This window comes from Actinomycetospora lutea, from assembly GCF_028737205.1.
Lineage (GTDB): Bacteria > Actinomycetota > Actinomycetes > Mycobacteriales > Pseudonocardiaceae > Actinomycetospora > Actinomycetospora lutea.
Map to the genome: position 1 here is coordinate 22,653 of NZ_JAQZAL010000020.1, position 26,833 is coordinate 49,485.

24 protein-coding genes and 1 tRNA gene are annotated in these 26,833 nt (G+C 70.7%); 14 read left to right on the forward strand and 11 right to left on the reverse strand.

All coding sequences use genetic code 11. The annotated features are described in order from the left end of the window. Positions 1-2: 2 nt before the first annotated feature. The 3 genes from PHK61_RS21050 to PHK61_RS21060 form a co-directional block, all read right to left on the reverse strand. The gene (locus PHK61_RS21050) at positions 3-302 is read right to left on the reverse strand and encodes a hypothetical protein (RefSeq protein WP_274282977.1); all 300 of its coding nucleotides are present in this window, start codon (positions 300-302) and stop codon (positions 3-5) included. Between the two features lie 508 nt (positions 303-810). After that, positions 811-1,098, reverse strand: coding sequence for a hypothetical protein (locus PHK61_RS21055; RefSeq protein ID WP_274282978.1), 288 nt, complete (start codon positions 1,096-1,098; stop codon positions 811-813). A 157-nt stretch (positions 1,099-1,255) separates the two neighbouring features. Then, positions 1,256-1,540, reverse strand: coding sequence for a hypothetical protein (locus PHK61_RS21060; protein WP_274282979.1), 285 nt, complete (start codon positions 1,538-1,540; stop codon positions 1,256-1,258). A gap of 2,638 nt (positions 1,541-4,178) precedes the next feature. On the opposite strand from PHK61_RS21060, the gene PHK61_RS21065 reads away from it, so the two are divergent. Then, a complete protein-coding gene (locus tag PHK61_RS21065; protein ID WP_274282980.1) occupies positions 4,179-5,357 on the forward strand; it encodes a hypothetical protein in 1,179 nt (392 codons plus the stop codon). Positions 5,358-8,318: 2,961 nt separating this feature from the next. Here PHK61_RS21065 and PHK61_RS21070 read toward each other — a convergent pair. From PHK61_RS21070 to PHK61_RS21080, 3 genes are all read right to left on the reverse strand, one after another. Further along, positions 8,319-9,032, reverse strand: coding sequence for a glycerophosphodiester phosphodiesterase family protein (locus PHK61_RS21070; RefSeq protein ID WP_274282981.1), 714 nt, complete (start codon positions 9,030-9,032; stop codon positions 8,319-8,321). 178 nt (positions 9,033-9,210) lie between these two features. Continuing rightward, the gene (locus PHK61_RS21075; RefSeq protein WP_274282982.1) at positions 9,211-9,690 is read right to left on the reverse strand and encodes an NUDIX domain-containing protein; all 480 of its coding nucleotides are present in this window, start codon (positions 9,688-9,690) and stop codon (positions 9,211-9,213) included. Positions 9,691-9,722: 32 nt separating this feature from the next. Further along, positions 9,723-10,943: a helix-turn-helix domain-containing protein gene (locus PHK61_RS21080; protein WP_274282983.1), complete on the reverse strand. Its 1,221-nt coding sequence runs from the start codon at positions 10,941-10,943 to the stop codon at positions 9,723-9,725. A 134-nt stretch (positions 10,944-11,077) separates the two neighbouring features. Between PHK61_RS21080 and PHK61_RS21085 the strand changes: the two genes are divergently transcribed. Genes PHK61_RS21085 through PHK61_RS21115 form a run of 7 tightly spaced genes read left to right on the forward strand, consistent with a single transcriptional unit; the run spans position 11,078 to position 14,927 of the window. Continuing rightward, a complete protein-coding gene (locus PHK61_RS21085) occupies positions 11,078-11,488 on the forward strand; it encodes a hypothetical protein (RefSeq protein ID WP_274282984.1) in 411 nt (136 codons plus the stop codon). Further along, positions 11,488-11,766, forward strand: a complete 279-nt coding sequence (locus PHK61_RS21090; RefSeq protein ID WP_274282985.1) for a hypothetical protein — start codon at positions 11,488-11,490, stop codon at positions 11,764-11,766. The genes PHK61_RS21085 and PHK61_RS21090 overlap by 1 nt, the downstream gene beginning before the upstream one ends. Further along, a complete protein-coding gene (locus PHK61_RS21095; protein WP_274282986.1) occupies positions 11,763-13,016 on the forward strand; it encodes a hypothetical protein in 1,254 nt (417 codons plus the stop codon). The genes PHK61_RS21090 and PHK61_RS21095 overlap by 4 nt, the downstream gene beginning before the upstream one ends. After that, the gene (locus PHK61_RS21100) at positions 13,013-13,243 is read left to right on the forward strand and encodes a hypothetical protein (protein WP_274282987.1); all 231 of its coding nucleotides are present in this window, start codon (positions 13,013-13,015) and stop codon (positions 13,241-13,243) included. Before PHK61_RS21095 ends, PHK61_RS21100 begins: the two co-directional genes overlap by 4 nt. Then, entirely contained in the window at positions 13,240-13,587 is a 348-nt protein-coding gene (locus tag PHK61_RS21105; RefSeq protein WP_274282988.1) for a hypothetical protein, read from the forward strand. Before PHK61_RS21100 ends, PHK61_RS21105 begins: the two co-directional genes overlap by 4 nt. Positions 13,588-13,590: 3 nt before the next feature. Continuing rightward, a complete protein-coding gene (locus PHK61_RS21110; protein WP_274282989.1) occupies positions 13,591-13,773 on the forward strand; it encodes a helix-turn-helix domain-containing protein in 183 nt (60 codons plus the stop codon). Further along, a complete protein-coding gene (locus tag PHK61_RS21115; RefSeq protein ID WP_274282990.1) occupies positions 13,770-14,927 on the forward strand; it encodes a tyrosine-type recombinase/integrase in 1,158 nt (385 codons plus the stop codon). The genes PHK61_RS21110 and PHK61_RS21115 overlap by 4 nt, the downstream gene beginning before the upstream one ends. Before the next feature lie 73 nt (positions 14,928-15,000). Here PHK61_RS21115 and PHK61_RS21120 read toward each other — a convergent pair. Then, positions 15,001-15,085: transfer RNA gene (locus PHK61_RS21120), tRNA-Ser, on the reverse strand. Between the two features lie 21 nt (positions 15,086-15,106). Continuing rightward, positions 15,107-15,574 (reverse strand): MarR family winged helix-turn-helix transcriptional regulator, encoded by a 468-nt coding sequence (locus PHK61_RS21125; RefSeq protein ID WP_274282991.1) that lies wholly within the window; start codon positions 15,572-15,574, stop codon positions 15,107-15,109. Between the two features lie 78 nt (positions 15,575-15,652). On the opposite strand from PHK61_RS21125, the gene PHK61_RS21130 reads away from it, so the two are divergent. Then, the gene (locus tag PHK61_RS21130; protein WP_274282992.1) at positions 15,653-16,663 is read left to right on the forward strand and encodes an NAD(P)H-quinone oxidoreductase; all 1,011 of its coding nucleotides are present in this window, start codon (positions 15,653-15,655) and stop codon (positions 16,661-16,663) included. Positions 16,664-16,876: 213 nt separating this feature from the next. Here the strand turns inward: PHK61_RS21130 and PHK61_RS21135 are convergent, their stop codons facing one another. Next, on the reverse strand, positions 16,877-18,094 hold the full coding sequence (locus PHK61_RS21135) for a cysteine desulfurase-like protein (protein WP_274282993.1): 1,218 nt from the start codon (positions 18,092-18,094) through the stop codon (positions 16,877-16,879). 118 nt (positions 18,095-18,212) lie between these two features. Between PHK61_RS21135 and PHK61_RS21140 the strand changes: the two genes are divergently transcribed. From PHK61_RS21140 to PHK61_RS21160, 5 genes are all read left to right on the forward strand, one after another. Beyond that, positions 18,213-18,779 (forward strand): bacterial proteasome activator family protein, encoded by a 567-nt coding sequence (locus PHK61_RS21140; RefSeq protein ID WP_274282994.1) that lies wholly within the window; start codon positions 18,213-18,215, stop codon positions 18,777-18,779. 92 nt (positions 18,780-18,871) lie between these two features. Beyond that, the gene (wzm, locus tag PHK61_RS21145; protein ID WP_274282995.1) at positions 18,872-19,810 is read left to right on the forward strand and encodes a galactan export ABC transporter permease subunit Wzm/RfbD; all 939 of its coding nucleotides are present in this window, start codon (positions 18,872-18,874) and stop codon (positions 19,808-19,810) included. A 22-nt stretch (positions 19,811-19,832) separates the two neighbouring features. Further along, positions 19,833-20,630: a galactan export ABC transporter ATP-binding subunit Wzt/RfbE gene (gene wzt, locus PHK61_RS21150; RefSeq protein WP_274282996.1), complete on the forward strand. Its 798-nt coding sequence runs from the start codon at positions 19,833-19,835 to the stop codon at positions 20,628-20,630. Next, positions 20,627-21,547, forward strand: a complete 921-nt coding sequence (gene glfT1 / locus PHK61_RS21155) for a galactofuranosyltransferase GlfT1 (RefSeq protein WP_274282997.1) — start codon at positions 20,627-20,629, stop codon at positions 21,545-21,547. The genes wzt and glfT1 overlap by 4 nt, the downstream gene beginning before the upstream one ends. 69 nt (positions 21,548-21,616) lie before the next feature. Next, complete coding sequence (locus tag PHK61_RS21160) at positions 21,617-25,195, forward strand: arabinosyltransferase domain-containing protein (protein ID WP_274282998.1); 3,579 nt, start codon at positions 21,617-21,619, stop codon at positions 25,193-25,195. 144 nt (positions 25,196-25,339) lie between these two features. Here PHK61_RS21160 and PHK61_RS21165 read toward each other — a convergent pair whose 3' ends face one another. After that, the gene (locus PHK61_RS21165) at positions 25,340-26,329 is read right to left on the reverse strand and encodes a glycosyltransferase (protein WP_274282999.1); all 990 of its coding nucleotides are present in this window, start codon (positions 26,327-26,329) and stop codon (positions 25,340-25,342) included. 42 nt (positions 26,330-26,371) lie between these two features. Continuing rightward, positions 26,372-26,824 carry a GtrA family protein gene (locus tag PHK61_RS21170; RefSeq protein ID WP_274283000.1) on the reverse strand — a complete coding sequence of 151 codons (453 nt, stop codon included), beginning with the start codon at positions 26,822-26,824 and terminating at the stop codon, positions 26,372-26,374. Positions 26,825-26,833 lie beyond the last annotated feature (9 nt).

Here is a 26,833-nt window from a genome sequence, read left to right on the forward strand (position 1 = left end):
TCTCAGCCCGCCTCGGCCAGCCGGCGCAGCACCCCCATCTCGGCGACGTTCTTCGTCAGCTCGACGTTCGCCCACCCGGCGATCGCCACCAGCGGACGGCCGTCGTCGAAAGGGAACGTCACGACACCGCCGGCGTCGAGCTCGGCCTCCGTGCGCGAGGCGAGGAACGCGTCCCAACGATCGAGCAGCCGCCGGAGCTCGTCGACGCCCGCGGCCGCCCCGGGCCAGACGATCTCCGCGAGCTGCCGGGTGAGGGCGAGCTGGTCGCGCAGCAGGGTGCGCCGATCGGTGCCGTCGTCCACGGCACGGCACGGCACGGCACGGCACGGCACGCTAGCGATCACCGTGGGGAGACGTCGCCGCATTTCCCGGCGCGGGGCCCCGACGCTTTCCCGGCGCCCCGGCGAGTCGTGTCGGAAAAGCGACTCCCGAACTGCGCGGTCAATTCTCGTGCGGGCCCCTGCTCACGCCGACGCGCCCGGCCCCGGCACGTGCAGGGGACAGTCGGCGTCGACGAGCGGGAGATCCGCGGCACCGGTCCGGTAGGCGGCGTTGGCGAGCACCGAGCAGAGGCATCCTCGCTGGACAGCGGCCTGCGAACCCGGCAGCGCCTCGGCCCGTGACCGGTCCGTCGCCACCGACGCGCGAGCGCTGTCCCCCACCCGGTTCTCCACATCCCAGCGAACACCAGCAATACAGGAAGAGGGCGCGCGCCGATGACGCACGCCCCCGACAGCCCCGACCGTCGTCTGTTCTGTCAACCCGTCCGGACAGGGCCGTCTCGATGGTGCGCCCCGCCGTCGGCAGCGGTCAACGGAACTCGACGGAATCGACGACCGAATCGAGATCCTCGGGACGGGCAGCGATCGCACTGTTCGAGGGGCGCACCTGCGCGCGCCCGGGCCGGCTCAGGAGGAGGTGCAGGCGGGCCTCGACGACCGGCGGGAGCGGCACCGACTCGGCGCGGGCCAACGCGATCATGGCCTCGGCCCGTGTGTGCAGGGCGAGCTCCGCCAGCCGTTCCGCCTCGAACGCGGCGGCGCGGGCGCGTGCCAGCACCGTGGGGGGATCGGGGGACGCGGTGTCGCGCTGCTGCATCAACATTCCTTCGCGGGTGCCGTCTGCTGGACAACCGGGGACGCCGGCACCGCGGGTGGACCGATCGCCCCATCGTGCCCTTCGGGCGTCGGGCCCGGGTCCTCGGGCGCGTGTGTCCGTGATCTCGCCCGCCGGCTCCCGCACCGGCCGACGTGGGTCACGGCGCGTCGCCGAGGGCCTCGTCGAGCCGGGAGAGCAGCGTGGTGGAGACGGGACCGCGGAGGACCTCGAGCAGTTCCCACAGGCCGCGGCCGTGCAGGCGCTGCCGGTCGGGCCGGTCGTCCAGGTCGAGGACGTCGGAGGTCAGGGCGAGCGCGTGCGCGGTGACCTGTTCGACGCCGTCGCGGCGGAGGCCTTCGCCGGCCAGACGGTCGAGGTTGCGCAGCACCGCGTCCGCGGTGATCCGCAGCAGCTCCGCGTCGATGCGGCTGTTCAGGAGCACTCCTCGCGGCCGCCGCCACGGGCGACCAGGTGATGGGCGCGAGCCCAGGGACCACGCCGGCGGTCGGCTCCGGAGGGCCGACCGTGGAGAAGCCCGAAGTCCCGGAGTGCCCGACCGGCCCGTTCACCCAAACGTTGCAGACCGGGGCGTCGCGGAGATCGTCGTCCTCGAAGGCGCTCTTCTCGTCCGCGCGCGGGCCATCGACACTCGACGCTTCCGGAGAATGCGCAATCCGGTCGGGATGGAGCCGGTCCGAGGACTTTCGCGTCGCGGGAAGTCGTCTGATCCGCTCCCGAACACACCCGCCGGGGGCTCCGTCGGAATCGCGATTCCTTGCGCCGACACCCCATGGGAAAGTCCCGGGTCGCCGGAGCGACCCGGGACTCCCGGGGAGGCCGCAGCCCGTACCGCCCTGATCGCAGGGGGGTTGCCTCAGAGTCGGTCGAGATCCGCGGCCGAGCACCTACTTCGACGACTGGCAGGACGCCGGTCGGCCATCGGCCGGCCCCGTGCACTGACCGCTCTGCCCAGCACCGTTGCCGCCGTTGGTCGGCGGGGAAGGGCTGGCGAGTGCCGGCGCAGCGGTACCGAGGGTCGCCGCCGCGATCAACGCGGCCGCGACGACACTACGTCGAATTGTGGCCATTGTTCCTCCTCCAGGGTTGCTCGGACAGCCGAGTTCGAGAGTGTTCCCGGCCCACCTCGTCGTCAAGTCAAGAGAGGAGAACAGCTCGCTTTCTCCGGAGTCACTCGTTGAATAGGACAGGATAGCCGGGAGCAACCGACGGTGAAGTGGGGAGTGCTCTCCGTACTCGACATATCGATGGTCAGATAAAATTCGATCGGAGTGGCCGCCGAAGGCACCACTGGCAACGCCCGGTTGCCGTTGCGATCCTGCCGCCGAGCAGCCGCGACCGCCCCTTTTCGCCGGCTTCTGCCGATATCGAACAATGGTGAGTGAATCCTCACTGAGTCGGCCGACGCTGCGACCCGTCGCGGAATCGGAGGGCCCGGAGCTCTGCGTCCCTGCCTCGGCCGCGCGAGCACGGCCCTGCCGGATCCGCCGCTGTCACCGGATCGGCGAGGAGCTGCCGAGATCGTCCGCGCCGGTCTCACCTGCGGAAGCGGGGGGATTCGAACCCCCGGTCACTTGCGTGACGTCCGCTTTCAAGACGCCTCGGCATCGTCCGATCTGGCCTCTGAGCTGCGGAAGCTCTCGTGCGCGGACCCTCTCGAACCCCCTCGGTGACAGCGGCGCTGCTGTCACACTTCGCTGTCAGATCAACTCACGTCCGGCCACGAGCGACGTCCCAGAGGCTGAGCCGCCGCCCCTGCTGACCGAAGGCGCGCCACGTCCTGAGGGTCCGCATTTTGCGGAAGACTGCCCGCCACCTCAGTGCGCGTCTATGGAACACGCGTACGAGCGCGGGGACGCGGTCCTGTGGGGCGCACTCGAAGCGTGGCGCTGTGGTTCGTTCTCGAGCTTTTTCCGCCGTCGGCACCGCTTGACTTTCGGCTACCACAGAGGAAGGGAGCCGCGATGCTGCTTGAACCTTCCTTCGGAAGCTCGACGGTCTCGCGAGCGAGAAAGCCGAAACCGGGCAAAGCTAGCCGCGCTGACCTCAGCCTCTCTCGTGCTGCCTGAGGAGCGCAACAGCGTCCTGGTAGTGCGCGTGGTCCGCGGCATCTATGAGCTGAACCTGCCCCGAGTGGACCAAACTCGTAACCTCGCGCGCCTCTGCGAGGCTCATCGTGCCCGAGCCGTGTTGCAGGACTTCTTGGTACTCACGCTTCTTACGCGACGACGGGTGCAGGAGGCCAACCAGAAAGAGGGCGCCGAAGGCCCCCAAGGTAAGTCCAACGATTGGAATCAGCAGGAGGACGGGGAGCGGGAGGTTCTCCATGGGCTACCAGTCGCGCTGAACCAACTGCGCGTTACTGCGCGGCCCCCGGCTCTTCTGGCTAGCGCCATGAGGCCGAGCTTCGGGGTCTCTCCCTCGGCGGCGCGGGCTCTGCCCTGCCGGGCCGCTCGTGCGGGTGCAAGCGCCCCTGTCGTCGAGGGCCGGCTCGTGTGCTGCTGGGTGGCGCTTGCGGCTGTGCGGGCGGTCTGGCAGCCCTCGGGCGCGTCGTCGTGGGTGAGGCCCCGCCCCGACCACCAACACTGCCCCGAGCTCGTCGCACGGGTGGGCTCTCCTGAGGTCGGTGCCCTGGTCCAGGGCGGAGCGCCTGGCCGCCGGAGGCCGAGCCTCGTGCTGCTGCCGGTGCCCGCCGTGGTTCAGGTCGTCGCTGTCGTGGTCGTGGTGGGCTGGCCCGCCCGGGTCCGCCGCCCCGCCCCCGACGCAGTCATTGGGGGTGCGGGGAGGCGTGGCCCGGCAGGGCCGGGCCACGCCGGCGCGCCAGCGCCGGCTCTGACCGCTGGTGGTGCCCGGTGAGCGGGCGGGTTCTCGGTAAAGGGGTAACAGCTCTTCGACCCGGACGGCGCCGCCGCGAGGACCACACCCCCGACCGTCGCGGTCCGGGGCGTGCTGGTGGTGCGGGCAAGGGCGCCGAGTCCGTCGAGAACAAGCGCCAAGAGCGTGCCCATTCCCGTCGCCGTGACCGCTGGGCCCGCCGCCGCCAGCTCCGCCGCGTCTCGCAGTTGAAGCGAGTGCAGCAGTGCGGCCACAAGATCGGCGGCCCGGACGCCGGCCCGACGCTCGGGGTGATCACGAACAAGGACGGCACCCGCTCGGCGGCCTACGGGGGGCTCAAGCACTGCGGGTCGGTGTGGACCTGTCCGGTGTGCGCGGTCAAGGTCGCCACCCGCCGCGCCGACGACCTGTCGGCGGTGATGCGCGCGGTCCACGAGCGGGGCGGCTCGGCGTTCATGCTCACCTTGACGATGCGCCACGCCCGCGGTGACCGCCTCGGGCTGTCGACCGTCGACCGCCGGCGCCGCGATCTACTCGAGGAGCGCCGTGCTGATCGCGAGGTGGCTGAGGCCAACGGGTGGGACGTCGACGAGCGCGCCGGCGAGGCCGAGGAGATCGAACTCGCCGGGATCAAGGCCAGAGAGGGCTGCTGGGACGTCCTCGGCTACGCCTGGGCCGCCGTCACGAGCGGCTCAACCTGGGTCAAGGACTCCACCATGTTCGGCGGCCTGCTCGGCTGGGCGCGGGTCGTGGAGGTCACCGACGGCGCCAACGGCTGGCACGTCCACGTCCACGCGCTGCTGTGCTTCGCCGACGACGTCTCCGCCGAGCTCGTCGCCGCCAGCGTCGGGGCGCGCATGTTCGGCCGCTGGCGCCGCGCCCTGGAGCGCAAGGGGTTCGACGCCTCCGACGAACACGGCTGGGACCTGCGCAAGGCCCAGCTCGGCGACGGCGACCTGGCCGACTACTTCACCAAGATGGCCCACGAAGTCACCGGTGCCGCTGGCAAGAAGGGGCGCAGCCACGGCGGCCGTACGCCCATGCAGCTCCTCGCCGACGCTGCGGACACCTACGAAGCGATCGCGATGGCTCGGTGGTGGGAATGGGAGGAAGCCTCCGACGGCCGCCGCCAGCTCACTTGGTCCCGCGGCCAGCGTGACCTGCGCGCTTTCGCCGGCCTTGGCTGTGAAGCCACCGACGAGGAGATCGCCGACGAAGATCAGGAGGCGGATGCGCGGCTCGCGCTCGAGGTGGCCACCTGGAGCTGGCTCGAAGCGAATCGCTACGAGCCGCAGTTGCTTGAGATCGCTGAACGGGGCGGGCTCAGGGCCGCCAGCCGCTGGCTCGACGAACATGGACTCGGGTACACGCGAGCGTTTGACGGTCGCCGCCCGCCACGGGGCTAACGAGCCTGCTTCGCGAGGCCGTCAACGCCTGCGGCACCCGAAGCCAGTTGGACCTCCTGCCGCCGCAGCCCTGTCGGGGGACCGTGCCACTATCGAACACACGTTCGACGACACCGACAACCTTGGCGCGCAGGGGCGGCAAGCCCACGGCGCGAGGACAGAGGAGGAAACAGTGCATCCACTGATCGACTTAGGGACATCTCGTTGCGCACGCGATATAAGTCGGCGACACGCAGGGCGCAGAAAGCTCCCGTGCCAGTTATCGCGTACCGTGCCCACTGGACTAGCGCTAGCACCTTTGTTACAGGGGGAAAGAGCGAGCATGGCGACTTTGCGTCGAGTGCGAGAGCGCACAATTTCGTTCTACGAGATCGTCCAGTCGGAACAAGCGGTCCAGAGCAGGATGGCGCACCTTCCGTGGGACGAGATGCTCTCGAGGCTCTCGAGGGCTGACCTGAGTACTCGAACATGGGACGGAATAGATCGTCAGATCGGCAACACCGCGACATACGCCGAACAGGATCACCTCCTACTCCATCGCGTGAAAGAGCAGGGGGAGTGGTTCTCGAGCGTAGACTGGGAGACCGGTGAATGGACCGAGTTGGAAGATTTCGCGTCTCGCGGTTACCTAGACACGTCAGTGTTCAGCTTCTTGCCATTCGGAAATGTGGTAGCCTCGATGCGAGGATCGACTTCATCGCCGTCCCATAAGGGGCTAGAGGAATGGCTCAATGGCCTAAAGTTCTTCCCGGACCGTCGCCTAATCGTGCGCCCGCTCATGTCGCGAGCTGAAGTTGATCGACTGGGAACCGCGAGCGGCGCTAGCCGGCTCGAAATCGCGTTGGAACGACCAGCACTCAGGCCTTGGCCAAACGCCAGGGGCGCCTCGCTAGAGCCCTGCATCGAATTAGCGAGGAGTACGGTGACGCAAACGTCACCATGATCATTTCGATTCCTAAGGGACGGAGCAGGGACTCCCAGCGGCAAGAGCTCCTGGCGGACCTACAGGACCTGAGTGATGTTATGCCAGGCGCGGCCTAACGAGCGAGTGCTAGGCTCTTGTACGGAATCGAAGGTGATGAGCACCGGCAGATCGCAGAGTTTGTCGAGCACAAGATCACGGCTAAACGTCGCGTACCGGCCGTGAACGACGATGGTGAGTCAATCAAGATCGCCTCCGCGGTCTCTGCCATGCTAGATGTGTCTTCTCAGCACGAGGACGAGCTCAGGTCGGCGGTCGACGAGCAAGATGGCTAATAGTCCCCCAACGCAAGAGTCAACTATACGAAGCAAAGTCGACGCCATCGTTGCGTCTGGTCTGAAGCACCGTGGTTAGATTACGTCGTGGCCGTCTTGCTTCCGGCCCTGCATATTTTGACGATTCACTTCTGGGGAGGCGACTTCTTACGCTGGGCAAGTCTTACCCAGCGACTGTCCGCCTACGGGGCTGGCGCCACGCTTATATCGATTCTTGGGGGCCTAAGTTCGATAGCGGTGGCAGTATACCTGTCGGCTGGCGGAAGCAGAGCAGTCGCGGCTCGGAGACTGTATCCGGATGAGCTCCGTCGAAACTGGAGGGCACTGCTCACGGGAGCGGGCCTTGGCGCAGTCTTATGCGTAGCTTGCCAGGTACTCGATGGGGAAACCGACCCGCTCTCGGTGAGATTCCTTTTCGAACTAGCAATATCGCTCGCTGGCGCTCGCTTCTGCCGACTGGTGTGGCTGTTCAACTCGATCCTGAAGCTCGCAGATCGCGATATTACGAACAGCCTGACTAAGGCAGCGGCGCCAGAGCTGAATGAGCACTGGAAGAACATTGAGGCACGTCTAGACTAGTACGGTCGCGAGTGCTCTGAGTTCCGCGCCGAGGCTTTAGCTGTGACGCGTTAAGAGAGGTGGCCTGCGGCCTCACGATGTGTCGACGGTCCGAACGTGAGTGCAGCCGTGCGTCTTATGGTGGCGGCGGAGTTCGACGTTGGAGCGGTAGCAGTCGAGGCGCACGTCATCATAGCCGATCCGCACCTCGCGAATGCGAACAGAACATAAGGGGGGTGGGGCTCTAGTGGTGGACCATTAGTGTCGTCAGCAATGATATGTAGTCATCCTCTGGGCGAGCCAGCGCGCGAGGCGGGCCATCCTTTGTCGTATCTCCGCTATTTGTCCAGAAGACGCGCCCGTCACCAACCCGTCTCCGAGTCACTAGTGGTACCGTTTGATCCTCCTTCCATACGTAGAGGAAATCAACATCATCCATCCAACGACCAATAACGACTTCATTGTCACCTAGCTGCATGTGGGAAGGCAGCTCGTTTAGCAATTGAGCGTGATCGGTGAGACGCGATCCCTCTTCGACTCTCACATAATCTACTGACTCGAAGAGCTGTTTAAATCGATTCAGCGAACAACCGGCTAGGCTCTCCAGAATCTCGTTTCGGCTACGCCTATAGATGACGTCGTGGCCGAGAACTAAGCACCCGCCGCTCCGGGCATACTTCTCTAGTCTCCGTTGCACTGCCTTGCGGTCGCTTTCCCTCGCGCAAAGCTGTGTGACATCGGTAATGAGGACCAGTACCGCCATTACCTGGAAGGAATAGAACGGGCATCGTGCCAGATCGACGCCGCTCCGAAGGGATTTTACCGAGCAGCGCACACCTCGATCTCGCAGCGATCGCTGGAGGGCTGATCCTAGGTTGTGGGTGGTTCTCATCCCGTCCGGGGCGTCCGTGTAAAGGAGAAGCGTCTTGCGCCCGAGGGCTGATCGTACTGAGTAGACTAGGAGACGTGACACGCGCCAAAACTTGCTGTAGAGATCAACCCCGAGAAGGCGGCAGAGAAACACCAAGAATACCGCTACCAAGTTCAGCCCGATATTGAGCAGGGCGCTGCCCATCTTGCTCCCCCCGTGAATTCGCCGCGCTTATTGCGGTAGCCCCGTCGCGGCGATAGCGCCGGACGAGCAGCCTAGGTCTCGCGCTCCGGCGACGGCTCGATGCCTTCAAAGATGATATTCGCGCCTCGGGCGCGAGCCAACTTGACTTCCTGTTCTGACCGGACCGTCCAGAGCAGGACGGGAACCCGAAGCAGCGTCCGCCATAGCCAGAGAAAAGCGTCCCGAGAATTGCGAATGTCAAAGGCAATGAAATCGGGTCGGGACACGGTGTTCAGGATCATCATCCGGAGGAGAACTCGCTGTACAAGCGGCAAGTTCTCACCTTTGAATGAGCCGCTCAGTTGACCGATGGGCACGTTGCAGCCGTTTCGTCGCAGCCACAGGACGATGCGAGGATCGAATGACTGGACAGCGACGGGGCCGACAGCCCTAGATAGCCCTTCGAGCAAGAGCGGACCGATCCGCGCTGCGTCAGAACCGGACTTCACTTCGACTAGAACCGGCGAATTCCCAGACGCTTCAAGGGCTTCCCCAAGTAGAGGAATGCGATACTCGGTCCCATCCAAGTGCAGGTCGGTGAGCGACCTCGCATCGGCTTCAGTGACTCGGAGCTTCGTTCCGGTCAACCTCTCAGTGTCGTCATCGTGGATTACGACAAGCTTGTCGTCGCGCGTCTTGTGCACATCTAACTCGATTGCGTATCCAGCTTTGCTGGCCGCAACGAAGGCGCCGACACTATTCTCTGGCTGCCCTTCGCCATGAAGGCCGCGGTGGGCGATGGGCACGTCTACAAGCCAGGCCGAATCTTGATTCATTGCCGTCCTCCACCATACTTGGAGCATCAGGAACTATCGCTGTGCGCGCTGCCTGGCGAGCGCTACGTCACGTCGCCTCCATCGTCCGTCGCTCGCGCCCTGTTACGCCAGATCGTCGCGGGACAGTCCGGCGACCCGAGGTAGCTGTCTAGGCTAGTGATGTCCGCGTCAGCGGAGATGTTCCGTGCTCCAAGTAGAGGCTCAGACTTGTCCGCCGGGAGACAACAGCCCGGACACGGCGCGCTAGGCGCTGGATGAGGTACTCGTCGAGTTCGGGCTCCCGGACCCAGCGCCACCCGTCCAGCTCCTCTGGCTGAAGCCTGATGCGATCTTGATCATCCCCGAGAACACCGCATTCGAAGATGAAAAGAAGCTTGTCACCCTCGCGCTCGTGCGGCGCCCAATCAACTGCAGCAAGACCGATCGGCGTCCTATCGATTCCAAGTTCCTCGAGGACCTCGCGCTGGCACGCTGCGGCGGGAGACTCGCCGCGCTCGACGTAGCCGCCCGGGATGTCCCACGTGTCCTTGTAGGTCGGGTGGACGAGTAGCACCCGACCTTCAGCGTCAATGAAGAGTGCCCCGGCGGCGACCCGCGGGGTGGCGAAGCTGTCCTCTGGCGACGACATGGAGCCGAGGGTACGGGCCCGCCCTGGGCCGGTCAGGCGGCGAGCCGGAGGCGGTGGGCGAGGGCGCCCAGCTCTGCGCTGACGGTGCCACGGGGGTTCTTCATCCACGATAAGACGAGCTGGCGGCTGATGAAGTGGTGCCGGACCTGCTCCGGGGCCAGGCGCTCCGCGCCGAGCACCGTCGCCAGGGCCTCGTCTCGGCGGTTGGACGTCGAGAGAGCGCGGGCAGTCTCGAGGGCGTGGCGGACGCGACGCTCAGTGGGCAGGGCGGTGGTGTCGATTCGCGGCCCAAGGTCGATCGCGACCTGGACGTCGCCCAGCTCCATGGCGGTCGCCACCCGGTGGATCGCCACGTTGGTCGGGCCGAAGGCGGTCCAGAGGTGGTTGCCGTCGGTGCCGAGATAGCCGGCTGCACGCTGGGCATTCTCGAGGAAGTCGCGCGTCAGGCCGCGGTCCTCCATGCGTGAGGAGGCCATAGCGCCGGCGAGGAACAGCGACCCATAGACAGACCACAGGCCGGCATCGGCCGAGCCGAGCGAGCCGCTGAGGAAATCCGAGCCGTCGGAAGTGAGCTGAGCCGCGGCGTCGTACCGACCGGTCGCGAGCAGGGAGTGGACGACCGAGCGGAACAGCGACCCCATGACCGTGACGTCGCCGGCCCGCTGGGCCGCGGTCAGGCCCCGGTCCGCCGCCATCCACGCCAGATCGCACTCGCCCAGCTTGGTCAGCGTCGACGCCGACACCTGGTACGACAGGGCCAGCAGCGCGTGCGCGCGCTCGAGCTCGGCGCCCTCGTGGGTGTCCACGGCCAGGAGGGCGTCCGCCAGCAGTAGCGAGGTTCGCGCAGTCACGAACCCGAAGCGGGCGGCCTGGTAGGCGTCGAACACGTCTGCCACGTCGCGCTCGAGGTCCACGATCGCCGGCGGCTCTGCGGTAGCTCCAGTACGGCGCAGGATCGGGTTGAGCTGGCGATAGTCCATCAGCGCCGTTCGCAGCGCAGTGACGGTCGCGGTGCCACTGTCGGCGGTCCAGTCCAAGAAGGTCGGCTCGCCGAGAAGGTCGCCCAGGGAGACGTCGAGAACGTCGGCGAACTTGCGGATCACCGAGAGCCGATCCAGCTCGGCGCGGTTGTTCTCGATCTTGCTCAGCCAGTCCTCGGTGCGCCCGACGAGACCGGCGACGACTTCCTGGGAAAGTCCACGGCGCCGGCGGTAGAACGCCACCCGCTCGCCGATGGTCAGTGACTCGGTCATCCCGCGCATGGCAAGACCGTCCTCTCGCCCAGCTCGACGACCCCGGAATTTTCTTCCGGGTCAATCGCTCGGACCGCCCCGACGGTAGTGGCACACCCCGACACGCGGGTGCCGAATCCGCCAGGAGAACCCCGATGTACGAGCTGAACGCGCCCATCAACGAAGCCCGGATGAAGGCCATCGCCACCGGGCACAACCAGACCCTCGAGCGCTGGGAGGACGGCCCCAACGGCCGACGGTCCAGCGGACAGCCTCTGATCGACGAGGCCACCGGCGCGCCGGTGCGCATCTACGACTGCCTGTTCGACACCGGCCGCGACGGACGTCCCGAGCTGCACGGCGTCCGCATCGTCAGCCACGAGGCCCCCGAGCTGCCGCCCTACAGCGAAGTCACCTTCGACGACCTCTCCGCCCGCGTGCGGCCGGCGCGCAACGGCGCCAAGGGCATCGAGGTGTCCTTCTCCGCCACCGCCATCCGCCCCGCCGGCGGGGCCGGCGTCCGCCCGGCCCGCAAGCCCAGCGGCGACGAGACGGCGGCCGCCTGATGGCCGCCCCCGCCCGCCCACCTCGCTCGCGGGTGCAGGTCCGCACCGCCGCGCTGCTCGACGAGCTGGTCCTGACCTGCCGCGCGGCCGGCTGCGTCGAGCAGTGGACCCCCGCCCCCATCGGCGACGACTCCGGCGACGGGGTCGTGCAGCTCTCCCTCGAGCGCTGCCCCGCCTGCGGCTCCTCGACCTGGGAGGTCACCCAGGTCCAGGTCGCCGCCTCCCCCTCCCGCACCCGCCGCCGGCGGGCCCGCACCCACCGGAGCAGCCGGTCATGACCACCACACGAACCCTCGACCGCACCGGCCCACCCGCCGCCGGGCACCGCCGCCCACCGGGCTTCGTCGCACGTTGGCGGGCCCGCCGCGCCGAACGCGACGCGTGGGCCGCGCACCACGTCTTCGCCCAGGGCATCACCGCCGAGTTCCGCGAAGCCTGCACCGCCCTGCGGCTGTGCCAGTACGTCTCCGTCGCCGCCGGGCTGACCGTGCGCACCCCGCGCGTCGGCGCCGTGCACGGCGGGCCGCCTATCACGCTGACCGTCGAGCTGATGGCCGGCCAGGAACCCGGCGACTTCACCAGCCGTGAGAACGGGCCACGCCTTGCCCACTCTCTCGGCGGGCACGGCCTCCGCGTCGAGACCCTCGCCAGCCGGTGGGTCCGACTGATAGTGCTCAACCACGATCCCCTGCGCGACAGCTTCGGCCTTCCGTCGCTCGCCGTCGCGTCCGGATCGGAGCCGGTGATCCTCGGGCGCACCGAGGACGGCATCACCCTCGGGGACGCGATCGCCGACGCCGGCCACATCGCGGTGCAGGGCCAGAACGGCTCGGGCAAGTCCGCGCTCTGCTACGGGCTGCTCTCCCAGCTCGCCGCCGCCCCCGACGTCCTCGTGGCCGGCTCGGACATCACCGGGCTCCTGCTCGGCCGCGCCTGGGACGGCACCGCCCACCGAGCCCACCAGGTCACCGGTACCCACCACCTCGAGGCGCACGCGGTGCTGCTCGAGGACCTGGTCGCCGAGATGGACCGCCGGCTCGCGACCATCCCGCCGCGTCGGGACAAGATCGAGCCCACCCCGGCCACCCCAACGGTGCTCGTGGTGCTCGAGGAAGCACCGGGGCTGCTGCGCGCCGCCGACTCGCTGCCCAAGCCCAAGCGCGGCGAAGGAGTGCCGGTCGCGGAGCGCATCCGCACTGCGGTCCTGCGGTTGCTCTCCGAAGGCCGCAAGGCCGCTTTCCGGGTCCTGATGCTGGCCCAGCGGTTCGAGGCCACCGCCGTCGGCGGCGGCTACGCCCGCGACCAGTTCGCGCTGCGGCTCTCGTTCCGGGTGCCGGCCGACTCCCTGGAGATGCTCCACGGCACCGACGCCCGAGCGCTCGGACCCGAGCACGCCAACGCCGCGCCCGGCATCACCTACCTGTCCGGACTTGGCAGGGACTGTCAGCGCATCCGCGTCCCCTACCTCGGCGACTACGGCGAGTACGTCGACCGCGTCCAGCAGCACGGACGGCGGGTACAGCCGTGAACCTGACAGCAATCGTCATCATCGCTGCGCTCGTGACCGCGCTGCTGGTCAAGAGCCACAAGGCCGCCCCGGCGCTGGTCTCGGGGGTCGTGACCCTCGTCCTGCTCTTCGCCGCCTCCCCGACGCTCGGGCCCGCCGTGTCGAGCAGCGCCGGCGAGTTCGCCCACCAGCTCGGCGCCGCCACCGACCGCGCCGCTGACGTCCCGCAGAACGGAGAGCGGCCGTGACCGATCTCGCCCGCCACCTCGCCGGCGCGTCGGCCAGCGTCGCGCTCGCCAACCACGCCACCCACGGCCCGCCGCTGACTGTCACCGACGCCTACGACGTTGTCGGCGCCCTCGACGAGCTGCTGCGCCGGCTCCCGCAGCTCGTCGGGTTCCTGGTCCGCAGCACCCAGCGCGCCGACCCCGCCGAGCACTTCGACGACCGCGGCCGCGAGCCCGCCGGGGCCATCGCCGAGGCCGGCCACGCCCTGGCGCGCGTTGTCGCCGACCTCGACGCCGCCGGCGCCCACGCCACCACCGCCCACAACCACCTCGGCCACCTCGGCCGGCACGTCACGGAGGACTGATTCATGGAACGGGTGTTCCTCACCCCCGAGGAGGTCGCCGAGGCCCTGCACGTCGGTCGGGCCAAGGTCTACGACCTCATCCGCAACGGCGACCTCGTGTCGGTCAAGATCGGCCGGCTGCGCCGCGTCCACGCCGAGGCCGTGCGGGAGTACGCCAGCCGGCTGATCGAGGAGGCCGCCGCGTGACCCGCAACAGCAACGGCGACGGGAGCGCCTGGCAGCGCAAGGACGGCCGCTGGTCGGGCGCCGCCTACGTCCGCACCCACACCGGCAAGATCGAGCGCCGCTACGTCTACGGCAAGGACGAGAAGGACGTCCTGCGGAAGATCGGCAAGCTCCAGGCGGCCAACGACCAGGGCGTCCCCGCCGGCCCGACCCGGCTGACCGTCGCCGCGTTCCTCGGCGAGTGGCTCGAGCACGCCCGGCACCATATCCGACCGCACACGTGGGCGAGCTACGAGGCCAACGTCCGGCTGCACCTCGTGCCGCTGATCGGCTCGAAGCAGCTCACGGCGTTGTCGGTGCGCGATGTCCGGCTGATGGTCGAGAAGCTGCGGAAGGCCGGCGTCACTCCGCGCACCGTGCAGTGGATTCACTCGACGCTGCGCGCGGCACTCCAGCACGCATTCCGGGAGGAGCTGGTCACCCGCAACGTCGCGCGCGGCGTGAAGATCGCAACTCCGGCGACGGGAACGACACCGCCCCCGTTCAGCCCCGACGAGGCGCGCCGCTTCCTGACCGCGGTCGCCGATCACCGGCTCTACGCCCTGTGGGTCGTGCTGATCGTGTTGGGGCTGCGGCGGTCCGAGGCGATCGGGCTGCACTGGTCGGACGTCGACCTCGACGCCGGCACGCTCAGGATCACGCGCGGGCTCCAGCGCGTGGAGGGCGAGCTGCGGGAGCTACCGACCAAGACACGTCGCTCGACGCGCACCGTGCCGTTGCCGCCGATCTGCGTCCACGTGCTGCGCACCCACGGCGACCGGCAGGCCAAGGAACGGGCCAACGCGGGCCGGCTGCGCTGGCAAGACACTGAGTACGTGTTCACCACCGGCGTCGGGACGCCGCTGGAGCCGTCCTACGTGTCCCGGCTGTTCGTGGAGCTGTGCGCTAAGCACGGCTTCCGCCGGGTCCGTCTCCACGACATGCGCCACACCTGCGTGACGCTGCTGCTCTCGCTCGGGGTGAACCCCCGGATCGTCATGGAGATCGTCGGCCACTCGGCCATCGAGATGACCATGAACGTCTACGGCCACGTCAGCCTCGACAGCCAGCGCGAGGCCCTCGGCCTGCTCGACGACCAGCTCGGTACGCCCACCGCGGACCAGCCCGAGGAGTGACCCGTTGCTGTCATCGACCGCTGTCACTGGATCATGGAGCGACCGTGAAGATCGTCCGCGCCGGTCTCACCTGCGGAAGCGGGGGGATTCGAACCCCCGGTCACTTGCGTGACGTCCGCTTTCAAGGCGGATGCAATCGGCCGCTCTGCCACGCTTCCGCGGGCCAGGGTAAGCGCCGGTCAGGAGTCGGCGCGCAGCTTGGTCACGACGCGCTCGAAGACGTCGCCGACGACCTTGCGCTCGTGGTCGTCCAGGAGGTCGACGAAGTGGGCGCGCACGCCCTCGAGATGGTCGGGCGCGGCGCGCTGGAGCACGTCGAACCCGTGCTCGGTGAGGACCGCGAAGACGCCGCGACCGTCGGAGGGGCAGAGCTCGCGGCGCACGAGGTCGTCGACCTCGAGGCGCGACACCTGGTGGGAGAGCCGCGACTTCGAGGCGACGACCTCCTCGGCCAGCAGGCTCATCCGCATCCGGTGGTCCTCCTGCTCGGAGAGGCGCACGAGGATCTCGTAGTCGGCCAGGGAGAGGCCGTGCCGGTCGGAGAGCTCGCGGTTGAGCCGCCCGGCGAGGAGGGCCTGACCTGCGATGTAGTTGCGCCACGCGTGCCACTCGACGGGGTCGAGCCAGCGCGGCTCCTGCTCGGCCATCACGCCACGATAATGGTCGGGGCGTACGCGCGGTACGGAACGCGCGGGTGCCGGGCGCCGCCGATAGCGTTCCGCGCCGTGTACGCCATCACCATCCGCGAGTCCGGTGGCCCCGAGGTCCTCGAGTGGGTCGAGCACCCCGACCCGGAGCCGGGGCCCGGCGAGGTCGTCGTCGACGTCGTCGCGTCGGCGGTCAACCGCGCCGACGTCATGCAGCGCCAGGGCAACTACCCGCCGCCCCCGGGCGCCTCCGAGGTGCCCGGCCTCGAGTGCTCCGGGCGCATCGCGTCGCTCGGCCCGGGGGTCACCGGCTGGTCGGTCGGCGACGAGGTCTGCGCGCTGCTGGCCGGCGGCGGCTACGCGGAGAGGGTCGCGGTGCCGGCGGCGCAGCTGCTGCCGGTGCCCGACGGGGTGTCGCTGACCGACGCGGGCGGGCTGCCCGAGGTGGCCTGCACGGTGTGGTCGAACCTCGCGATGACCGGACACCTCCGGGAGGGCGAGACGCTGCTCGTCCACGGCGGGACCGGGGGCATCGGCACCCACGCGATCCAGATCGGCAAGGCGCTCGGCGCGCGCGTCCTCGCGACCGCCGGCTCGCCCGAGCGCCTGCAGACCTGCCTCGACCTGGGCGCCGACGTCGCCATCGACTACCACGACGACCTGCCCACCGAGGTCGCGAGCGCGACCGACGACCGCGGCGTCGACGTCATCCTCGACAACATGGGCGCCTCGATGCTCACGGCCAACCTCAGCGCGCTCGCCATCGGCGGGCGCCTGGTGATCATCGGTCTGATGGGCGGCGCGAAGACCGAGATCAACCTCGCCTCGATGCTCGGCCGCCGCCTGTCGATCAGCGCCACCACGCTGCGCGGCCGGGAGGTCGAGGGCCCCGACGGCAAGGGCGCGATCGTCGCCGCCACCCGCGAGGACGTCTGGCCGCTGATCGAGCAGGGCCGGGTCCGTCCCGTGATCCACCGGTACGTCCCGGTGGCCGAGGCCTCCCGCGCGCACGCGGCGCTCGACGAGGGCGGCGTCATCGGCAAGCTCGTGCTCGTCGTGCGCGACGAGGACGGGGTGCTGGCGGGCTGAGCGCGGAGATCAGCTGGTCGGCAGGCACCTCCGCGGACGCTTCCGAGGTGCATGTCGACCTGGTGATCTCCCGGCGTGGGTAGGCGGCGAGCCCGTGGTTCCGCGTGCGCCCACTCCCCGGCGTGTCGCGCACCGAGGATGTGGCGATCCTGGCGTCACACGCCAGCGATGCCGCATCGCTCGCACCGGCACGGCGCGCTGTCTCGAGGCTGTCTAGAGGCGGGCGAGGGCGTTGACGAGCGTGTCGATCTCGGCGCGGGTGGTGTAGTGCGCGAGGCCGACGCGCACGACGCCGCCGACCTCGGCGCCGCCGAGGACCTCGAGCGCGCCGCTGTCGCCGGTGTCGGTGACCACGCAGACGCCGTGCTCGGCGACGCGTTCGGCGACCTCGCGCGCGGTGCGGCCGGCGACGGTGAAGGCGACGACCGGGATCCGGCGCGGTGGCTCGCCGATGACCATGACCCCGGGCAGGTAGCGCAGCTCGGAGACGAGGTAGGCGGTGAGCTCGTCCTGGTGGCTGCGCACCGAGCTCATCGACGTGAGCACGCGCTCGCGGCGGGGCCCGTCGGCGTTGTCGTCGAGGTCGCCGAGGTAGTCGATCGACGCGACGAGCCCGGCGAGCAGGGCGTAGGGGGCGTCGCCGATCTCGAGGCGCTCGGGCCCCTTCGCCGACGCGTCGAGCGAGACGGCGGGCAGGCGGTCGAGCAGCTCGGGGTTGCGGAACACCAGCGCCCCGACCGGCGGACCGCCCCACGCCGCCGCGGAGAGCACCATGATGTCGGCGCCCATGGTGTCGAGGTCCAGGGGCAGGAAGGGCGCCGCGGCGGTGGCGTCGACGACCATCAGCGGCTCGATCCCGGCGCCCGGCTGGGGCAGCGCGTGCACCTTGCGGGCGATCGCCGCGACCTCGGTGCGCGTGCCGATCGCCGGGCACGCGGCGGTGACGGTGACGACGCGCGTGCGGTCGCCCACCAGCTCGTCGAACTGCCAGCTCGGCAGCTCACAGGTCTCCACGTCGATCTCAGCGGTGCGCAGCCGCCCGCCCGTGCGCTGGGCGGCGCGATGCCACGGCGCGACGTTCGCGGTGTCGTCGAGGCGGGAGACGACGACCTCGTCGCCGAGCGCCCAGTCGGCGCTCAGGGCGTCGGCGAGCCGCTCGAGCAGCGGGGCGGGGCCGGGTCCGAGGACGACGCCCTTCGGATCGGCGCCCACGAGGTCGGCGACGGCCCGCCGCGCGGCCTCGATGATGGCGCCGCCGCGCTGCGAGGCCGGGAACACCCCGCCCGGGCGCGAGACCGGCGCGCGCAGCGCCGAGGAGACCGCGGTGGCGACCTGCTCGGGCACCTGCATGCCCGTCGGGCCGTCCAGGTGCGCCCACCCGTCACCCAGGGCGGGCACCAGGCCCCTGACCCGAGCGACGTCGAACGCCATGCTCGCGAGGGTACGGAGCGGCCCTGCGGGCAGCGACGGCGGTCGGCTCAGGTGACGGCGGCAGGCGGTGGGCGGGCGCCGGGCGGGTGCGGGGTACGGCCGGGTGGAGGATGGACCCATGAGCGAGACCCCCACCCCCGGTGACCAGGTCATGATCGTCGGACCGGACGGGCAGCCGGTCGGCACGGTCCGGGTCCCGGGCGACGCCGACGACGCCGCCGAGACCCCGCAGACCACCGGCGAGACCACCGCCGAGGACGGCCCCGAGGACCCCTCCGCGGGCGTCGAGGAGCCGGCGAAGGTCATGCGCATCGGCATGATGATCAAGCAGCTCCTCGAGGAGGTCCGCGGCACCGACCTCGACGACGCGAGCCGCGGGCGGCTGCGCGAGATCCACGCCTCGTCGCTGCGCGAGCTCGAGTCCGCGCTCTCGCCCGACCTGCGCGAGGAGCTCACCCGGCTCGTCGAGCCGTTCGCCGCCGACCAGCCCCCGTCGGCGGGCGAGCTGCGGATCGCCCAGGCGCAGCTCGTCGGCTGGCTCGAGGGCCTGTTCCACGGCATCCAGACCGCGCTCGTCGCCCAGCAGATGGCGGCGAAGGTGCAGCTCGAGCAGATGCGCCGGGGCCTGCCGGCCGGCTCCGGCGGCTCGGGGAGCTCGCCCGGCGCGACGGGCCAGTACCTCTGACCGACCCGCGGCCCGGCGGAGCCGCACCGGACGGGGGAGCCCGCGAGCCGGTCCGCGAGGAGCGACCACCCGCGCAGGTAGGCTCATCCGTCGTGGCCGTCCCAGCACTCGCGCGCCAGGACGCCGACGAACCGGCGCCCGTCGACGACGCGCCGTCCCCGCGCAGTTGGGGGCGTGCGTTCGCCGACATCCGGGCCGCGGTCGCGCAGCGCGAGCTGTGGGGCCACCTCGGCTGGCAGGACATCAAACAGCGCTACCGGCGCTCGGTCATCGGCCCACTGTGGATCACCATCAGCATGGCGGTCACCGCGGCGGCGCTCGGCGGGCTCTACTCGCAGCTGTTCGGCCAGCCGATCGGCACGTTCATGCCGTACGTGACCGTCGGCTTCATGATCTGGTACTTCATCAGCGCCTGCGTGCTGGAGGGCACCGAGACCTTCATCGCCAACGAGGGCCTCATCCGCTTCCTGCCGGCGCCATTGATGATCTACGTCTTCCGCACCGTGTGGCGGCAGGTGCTGTTCTTCGCCCACAACGTCGTCGTCTACGTCATCGTGCTGGCGATCTTCTTCCAGCAGCTCGACCAGCCGTACACGATGGTCAACAACAACCCGGCCGCGATCGTGCACCCCGGCCTGAGCTGGTGGGCGCTGCTGGCGATCCCGGCCTTCCTGCTGATCGTCGTCAACGGCCTGTGGGTCACGCTGCTGTTCGGGATCATCTCGGCGCGCTTCCGCGACATCCCGCCGGTCGTCGGCAGCTTCATGCAGCTGTTCTTCACGATGACGCCGATCATCTGGACGACCGACCTGCTCACCGGCGGCGCGCCCGGCAGCGCCAAGGCGATCATCGAGTTCCTGGCGAAGCTGAACCCCTTCTACCACTTCATCGAGATCTTCCGGGCCCCGCTCGTGGGTCAGGTGCAGAGCTGGACGCACTGGGCGGTCGCCGGCGGGATCACCGTCATCGGCTGGACGCTCGCGCTGGTCGCCCTGCGCAACTACCGCTCCCGCGTCGCGTACTGGGTGTGAGCGCAGCCATGGAGAAGATCTGATGGTCAGCATCGAGGTCCGCGGGGCCAGCGTCGAGTTCCCGATCTTCGACGCCAAGAACAGGTCGCTGAAGAAGTCCGTCCTGGGCCGCGCGGGCGGGCGGATCAGCGACCAGAAGGTCCCCGTGGTGGAGGCCCTGCGCGACATCGACCTCTCGCTGGGCCAGGGCGCCCGCGTCGGGCTCGTCGGGCACAACGGCGCCGGCAAGTCGACGCTGCTGCGCCTGCTCGCGGGCATCTACGAGCCGACCCGGGGCCGGGCGAGCATCCGCGGGCGCGTGGCCCCGGTCTTCGACCTGGCGGTCGGCATGGACCCGGAGATCTCCGGCTACGAGAACATCATCATCCGCGGCCTGTTCCTCGGCATGAACCGCCGCGAGATGGAGCGCCGGGTCGACGAGATCGCCGAGTTCACCGAGCTCGGCGACTACCTGAACATGCCGCTGCGCACCTACTCCACCGGCATGCGCGTGCGCCTCGCGCTCGGCGTCGTCACCTCGATCGACCCCGAGATCCTCATCCTCGACGAGGGGATCGGCGCGGTGGACGCGGCGTTCCTCGAGAAGGCCCGCGACCGCCTGCGCGACCTCGTCGGGCGCTCCGGGATGCTCGTGTTCGCCTCGCACTCCGACGAGTTCCTCGTCGAGCTGTGCGACACCGCGATCTGGATGGACAGCGGCGTCATCCGCGAGCAGGGCCCGCTGCGCCAGGTGGTCAGCCACTACAAGGGCCGCGACGTGTTCGAGAACCTCAGCCCGGAGATCCTCCAGCGCCTCGACAGCGCGAGCACGCCCGGGTGAGCAGCGACAGCGAGACGGTCACCGCCGTCGTCGTCACCCGCCACCGCGCGGACCTGCTCGTCGACGGCCTGGCGGTGATCGCGAAGCAGACGCGGCGGCCGGACCACCTCGTCGTCGTCGACAACGGGCCCGACGACGAGACCCGCGCGGTCGTCGAGAACTGCGGGCTGCCCGTCACCTACCTGCCCTCGCACCACAACCTCGGGGGTGCCGGCGGCTACGCGCTCGGCATGCTCACCGCGCTCGCCCGCGGCACCGACTGGCTCTGGCTCGCCGACGACGACGGGCGCCCGGCCGACGAGCACGTGCTGGCGACCCTGCTCGACGTCGCCCGGCGGCGCGGCCTCGCGGAGGTCTCGCCGGTGATCGCCGACATCACCGACCCGGACCGCCTCGCCTTCCCCCTACGCCAGGGGCTGCGCTGGATGCACCGACGCAGCGAGCTCGCGCGCCACAACAGCGAACACGGCGGCGACGACGAGCTGATGCCCGGCATCGCGCACCTGTTCAACGGCGCCCTGTTCCGCGCGGAGACGCTCGACGTCGTCGGCGTCCCGGACCTGCGGCTGTTCGTGCGCGGCGACGAGGTCGAGGTGCACCGACGCCTCGCCCGCTCCGGTCTGCCCTACGGCATCTGCCTGACCACCGCCTACCTGCACCCGGACGGCTCGGCGGAGTTCAAGCCGATGCTCGGCGGGCGCCTGCACGCCCAGGACCCGGGCGACGCCGCCAAGCGCTACTACACCTACCGCAACCGCGGGTACCTGCTCGCCCAGCCGGGCCTGCGGCGGTTCGGGGCGATCGAGCACCTGCGCTTCGCCTGGTACTTCCTCGTCTCGCGCCGCGACCCGGCCGCCCTGCGGGAGTGGCTCGCGCTGGTGCGCCTCGGTCGCCGCGAGCGCTTCCACCGCCGCTGACGGCCCGCCCACCGCCGCAGAACGGATCCACCTCACTGGACGCTCCGGGCGCCCGACTAGCCTCGCAGCGTGCTGACCTCGGAACAGGCCGTCAGCCCGGAACGCCCGGGTGCGGGCGTGTCCGAGACCCCGGACGGGGGACGCCCGACCCGCGGTCCCCGCTGGCTGCGCTGGCTCGCGGTCGGTCTCGGCCTGCTCGGCACCGGGCTGGCGCTGCTGTTCCCGTTCCTGCCCGTGGTCCAGGACACCTCGACGATCACGTGGCCGAGCGCGACCACCGGCACCCGTCCGGTGGACGCCCCGTTGGTGGCCTACCGCCCCGAGACGATGAGCGTCACCGTGCCGTGCCGGGCCGTCCAGGACCTCGACGCGCGCAGCACCGGGACGGCGACCGTCCTCTCCACCTACCCGCCGCTGTCCGACCCGGGCGCGCAGGTCGGCATGCGCCTGACCGTCGAGAACGGCCAGCTCGTCCTCAACGACCGCGGCCAGCAGATGGCCAACGCCGCCGTGCCGCCTGGCGACTGCACGGTGCGGATCGTCTCGGACGCCGGCTCGACCCTCGTCGACCTCGGCATCGGCCAGGAGATCCGGCTGCCGTTCGACGCGCGCCCGCAGGTCGTCGGCATCTACTCCGACCTCGACGACGGCCAGGACGACGTCGCGGGCGTCTCGGTGTCGATCACGCCCGACACCCGCTTCGAGACCTCGCCGACGACGCTCAAGGTGCTCGCCGGCGTCCTCGCGGTGCTCGCCGTGGCGGGCGGGGTGTGGGCGCTGCACGCCCTCGACGTGCGCGCCGGGCGCCGCGCACCCCGCCTCGCCCCCAAGCGCTGGTGGTGGCCCACCGGGCGCGACGTCGTGGTCACCGCGGTGCTCGGCGTCTGGGCCGTCATCGGCAGCCAGACCTCCGACGACGGCTACATCCTCGGCATCGCGCGGGCCCGGGAGTCGGCGGGCTACATCGGCAACTACTACCGCTGGTTCAACGTCCCCGAGGCGCCGTTCGGCTGGTTCTACGAGCTCTACGCGCAATGGATCCGCATCGACGACTCGGTGCTCTGGCTGCGGGTGCCCTCGCTGGCGATGGGGATCGTCTCCTGGCTCCTCATCAGCCGCGAGATGCTGCCGCGCCTGGGCCAGCAGGTCCGCCGGTCGAAGGCGGCGGCGTGGGCCGCGGCGATGGTGTTCCTCGCGTTCTGGCTGCCCTACAACAACGGGCTGCGCCCCGAGCCCGTAGTCGTCATCTCCGCCCTGCTGGCGTTCTGCGCGGTCGAGCGCGGGGTCGCCACGCGCCGGCTCGCCCCGGTCGCGCTCGGGCTGCTCGCGGCGGCGTTCGCGGTGGCGGCGACCCCCACCGGCTTCATCGCGGTCGCTCCGTTCCTCGCCGCCGCGCGCCCGCTGTGGAAGCTGCTCATGGAGCGGGTCCGCTTCGGTGGCTGGCTGCCCGTCCTCGCGCCGGTGATGGCCGCCGGGCTGCTCGTGCTCGTCGCGATCTACGCCGACCAGACGTGGGCCGCGGTGTGGGAGGCGACCCGCCTGCGCACCCTGCTCGGCCCCAACTGGAGCTGGTTCCAGGAGGTCGTGCGCTACCAGTCGCTGTTCGGGACGGCCGCCGACGGCTCGCTCCCCCGGCGCTTCCCGGTGCTGCTGCTGATCCTCGCCATCGGCGTCTGCATCGTCGTGCTGCTGCGCCGCGACAAGATCGCCGGCGCGGCGCTCGGGCCGTCGCAGCGGCTCATCGGCTCGTCGGTCATCGCCTTCGCGGTGCTCGCCCTGACCCCCACGAAGTGGACCCACCACTTCGGCGCGTTCGCCGCCCTCGGGGCCGGCATGGCCGCGCTGACGGCGCTGGCGACCTCGTCGGACGTCCTGCGCTCGCGGCGCAACCGGCTGCTGTTCCTGGCCGCGCTGTTCGCGGTGCTCGCGCTGGCGGCGACCGGCCCGAACACGTGGTGGTACACGAACAACTGGGGCGTGCCGTTCAACGGCGGCCCGGTCTTCTGGGACGGCTGGCCGTTCGGCTACGGCCTCACCGAGCCCTGGCCGGTGTACACGCTGCTCCTCGGCGTCTCGGTGCTCCTGCTGATCTGGGCCGGCATCGAGCACATCCGCGGGGTGCCGCGGCCCGAGGAGCTCGGGACGCCCCCGCCGCCCACGGCGCGGACCCTGCCCCCGGCGGTCTCGTCCGCGGTCGGCAACGCCCTGCGCCCGCCGCGCGAGGCCCTCGGCAAGCTGCGGCGCACCTCCGGCGGCTCCACCGTCGAGCGCCGCGCCCGGGCCCTGCGGCTCGGCTCGGCGCCGATCGCGCTGGTCTGCGCCGGCCTCCTCGTCTTCGAGATGATCTCGATGACCGACGGCATCCAGGCCCAGGAGGGCAGCTTCTCGCTGGGCGGCGACGTCGTCGAGCACCCCTTCGGCGGCTCCTGCGGCCTCGCCGACGCCGTCCGCGTCGAGGGCTCGACGCTGGCGGGCGTCCTGCCCGCCGCGCCCCCGCCGACCGGTCTCGCGCCGTCGGCACCCGGGGTGCTGCCGACCGTCGCGCCCGCGACCCCGACGCCGTCCGCCGGCGCCGGCACGACCGACGGCGCCGCGGGCTCGGCGGGCAGCGACACGAGCACCGGCACCGACGGCGGCGGGACGACCACCACCACCCCGCCGACCACGTCCACCGCACCCGGCGGCGCGTCCACCAGCGCGACGCCCGCCCCGCTGCCCGCGAACACCATCCCGGCGTCGGCGCCCGACGCGCAGCTCGTCGAGCCGCAGCCCGCCAACAGCGGCTTCTCGCGCGCCGGCGCCAGCCCGCCGGTCGGCGGCGGCACCGGGGTGTCGGGCTTCGAGTACTCGCTGCGCAACGGGCTCGCCGACGAGGCGCTGGGCTCGTACGACGCGAACGGCACCGGGACCGGGGTCCTGCGCACCGACTGGTACTCGCTGAACGACGACCTGCGCAACGGCACCACGCCGCTCGTGCTCACCGTCGCCGGGCGGCTCAACGGCGGGAACTTCCTCACCATCCAGTACGCCGACCGGCTGCCCGACGGCCGCGTGCAGGTCCTCGGGCAGCAGCCGGTCGACGACGGGCGCTTCGGCGAGCCGGGGTGGCGCGAGATCCGGCTGAACCTCGCCGGCGGGGTCGGCGCGGAGGCCGACGAGGTGCGCCTGATCGCCCAGGACCGCGCGCTCGGTCCCGACGGCTGGCTCGCGATCGCGCCGATGCGCGGCCCGCAGCTCGTGCCGCTGACCGAGATCCTCGGCCCGGAGAACCCCGGCTACCTCGAGTGGCCCGTGCAGTTCGCGAGCCCGTGCCTGCGGCCGTTCGACGTGCGCGACGGCATCGCCGAGGTCGCGCGCTACCGCATCATCGCCGACGCGAGCCAGCTGCGTCCCGGCGGCGTGAACTGGTCGTCGGCCAACGCCGGCGGGCCGCTGGGATGGATCGAGATCCTGGAGCGGCGCACCGAGCTGCCGACCTACCTCGAGGGCCAGCCCTGGCGCGACTGGGGCATCGTCGAGCGCCTCGACCCCTACGTCCCGGACGCCGCCGCGCCGACCGTGACGCACGGCCAGCGCACGGTGTGGGGCACGTTCACCCCGGGCCCCATCGGCGACCCGCCGCCGGGCACGCCGTCGCCGTCGCGCTGACCCCGTCGTCCGGCGCTCGCTGCGCCGCTCGCCTCGGGCAGCGAGTGTCACGTTCGCTGCGTCCCAGGCAGCGAGGGTGACCCTCGCTCCACCGCCCGCGAGGTCCCCCGCGCGCGAGCTCCCGCGCGCGAGGTCCCGCTCCGTTCAGCGGCGCAGGGTGCAGGCCGCCCGCCACCACGCGACGACGTCGCTCTTGGTGTGCCCGCGCCGGCCCGGGACGACCGTCGCCGGGCCCTCCATGGCGCGGCTCAGGCCCTCGGCGAGGCTCGCCGGGTCGCCCGGGGTCGTCAGCTCGACGCCGGGGTGCTCGCGCAGGTCGTCGGCGAGGCCGGTCTCGGTGGTCGTCACGACGCGGCAGCCGTGGGTCAGGCCCTCGACCAGCGGCAGCCCGATCTGCTCGCGCCAGCCCGGGACGCGCACCGACGGCATGGCGACCACGGCGCTGGCGCGCAGCAGCTGGTGCACGACGGCGCGCGGCGGGTCGACCGTGACCGAGACCCCCGCGGGCAGGTCGTGCTCGTCGGCCCCGCTCGGGTCGGCGACCACCAGGCGCCAGCCGCGCTCCGCCCCGCCGACGCGCTCCCACGCCTCCAGCAGCACCGGGAAGCCCTTGCGCTCGCTCGGCGTGCCGAGGAACAGCACCGTGCGCTCGCGGGGCGCACCGCTCGGGGCGCACACCGTGCACTCGTCGAGCCGCGGGGTCAGGACCGTGTGGCGGGCGCGGCGCAGCGCCCACCCGAAGGTCCGCCGATAGTTGTCGTACGCGCCTGTCGTCCCGAAGACGACCGTGTCCACGCTCAGCAGCGACACGCCCAGGGCGAGCCGGGCCGGCCGGCGGCGCAGGCGCTCGCCGGCGTCGAGGTTCTCGATGGCGTAGGTCGCGATCGCCACCGGCCGCCGGCGCACGACCCGCATGGCCTTGGCCAGCGCGATGTAGCGCAGGGCGCGCCGCCACTCCCCCAGCCAGAGCGGCTCGGCGACCTCGAGGATCTCCAGGTCGGGGTGGCGCAGCGCGCGCAGCAGCCGACGCCAGGTGAAGGGCGCCACGCCGGGCGCGGCGACCAGCGCGGCGTCGGCGTCGTCACGCCGCGAGGTGTGGAGCAGCGCCTGGCCGTCGGGCATCGCCTCGACCACGGAGCTCCGCAGGTCCGGGACGATCCGCAGCGTGTGCAGGGGTCAGTCGCGGAAGATCACGGTGCGCATGACGACGAAGTTGATCGTCGTCGCGCAGGCCTGGGCGATGAACCAGGAGAGGAAGCCCGCGAGCGGGCCGGGGTTGACCGACGGCGCGTCCATGACGTGCAGCACCAGCGACGCGACGCCGACGTTGACCGCGAACGTCGAGCCGTAGAGCAGGACGAAGCCGAGGAACCTGCCCGCGCCGCCGGACGAGGACGCGAAGGTGAAGCGGCGGTTGAGCAGGTAGGCCGTCGTGGTGCCGAGGATGAACGAGATCGCCTTGGCCAGCGGCGCCCAGACACCGAGCGCCAGCAGGCCCGCGTAGACGCCGAGGTCGACGCCCGCGGCGACGGCACCGATCGCGACGAAACGGACGAGCTGGGCCTTGAGGCCGAGCGGCGCGGGTCGCTCGCCCGAGTCGGTCCCGGTGTCGGACCCGGTCGCGGTCATGGGTCGAGC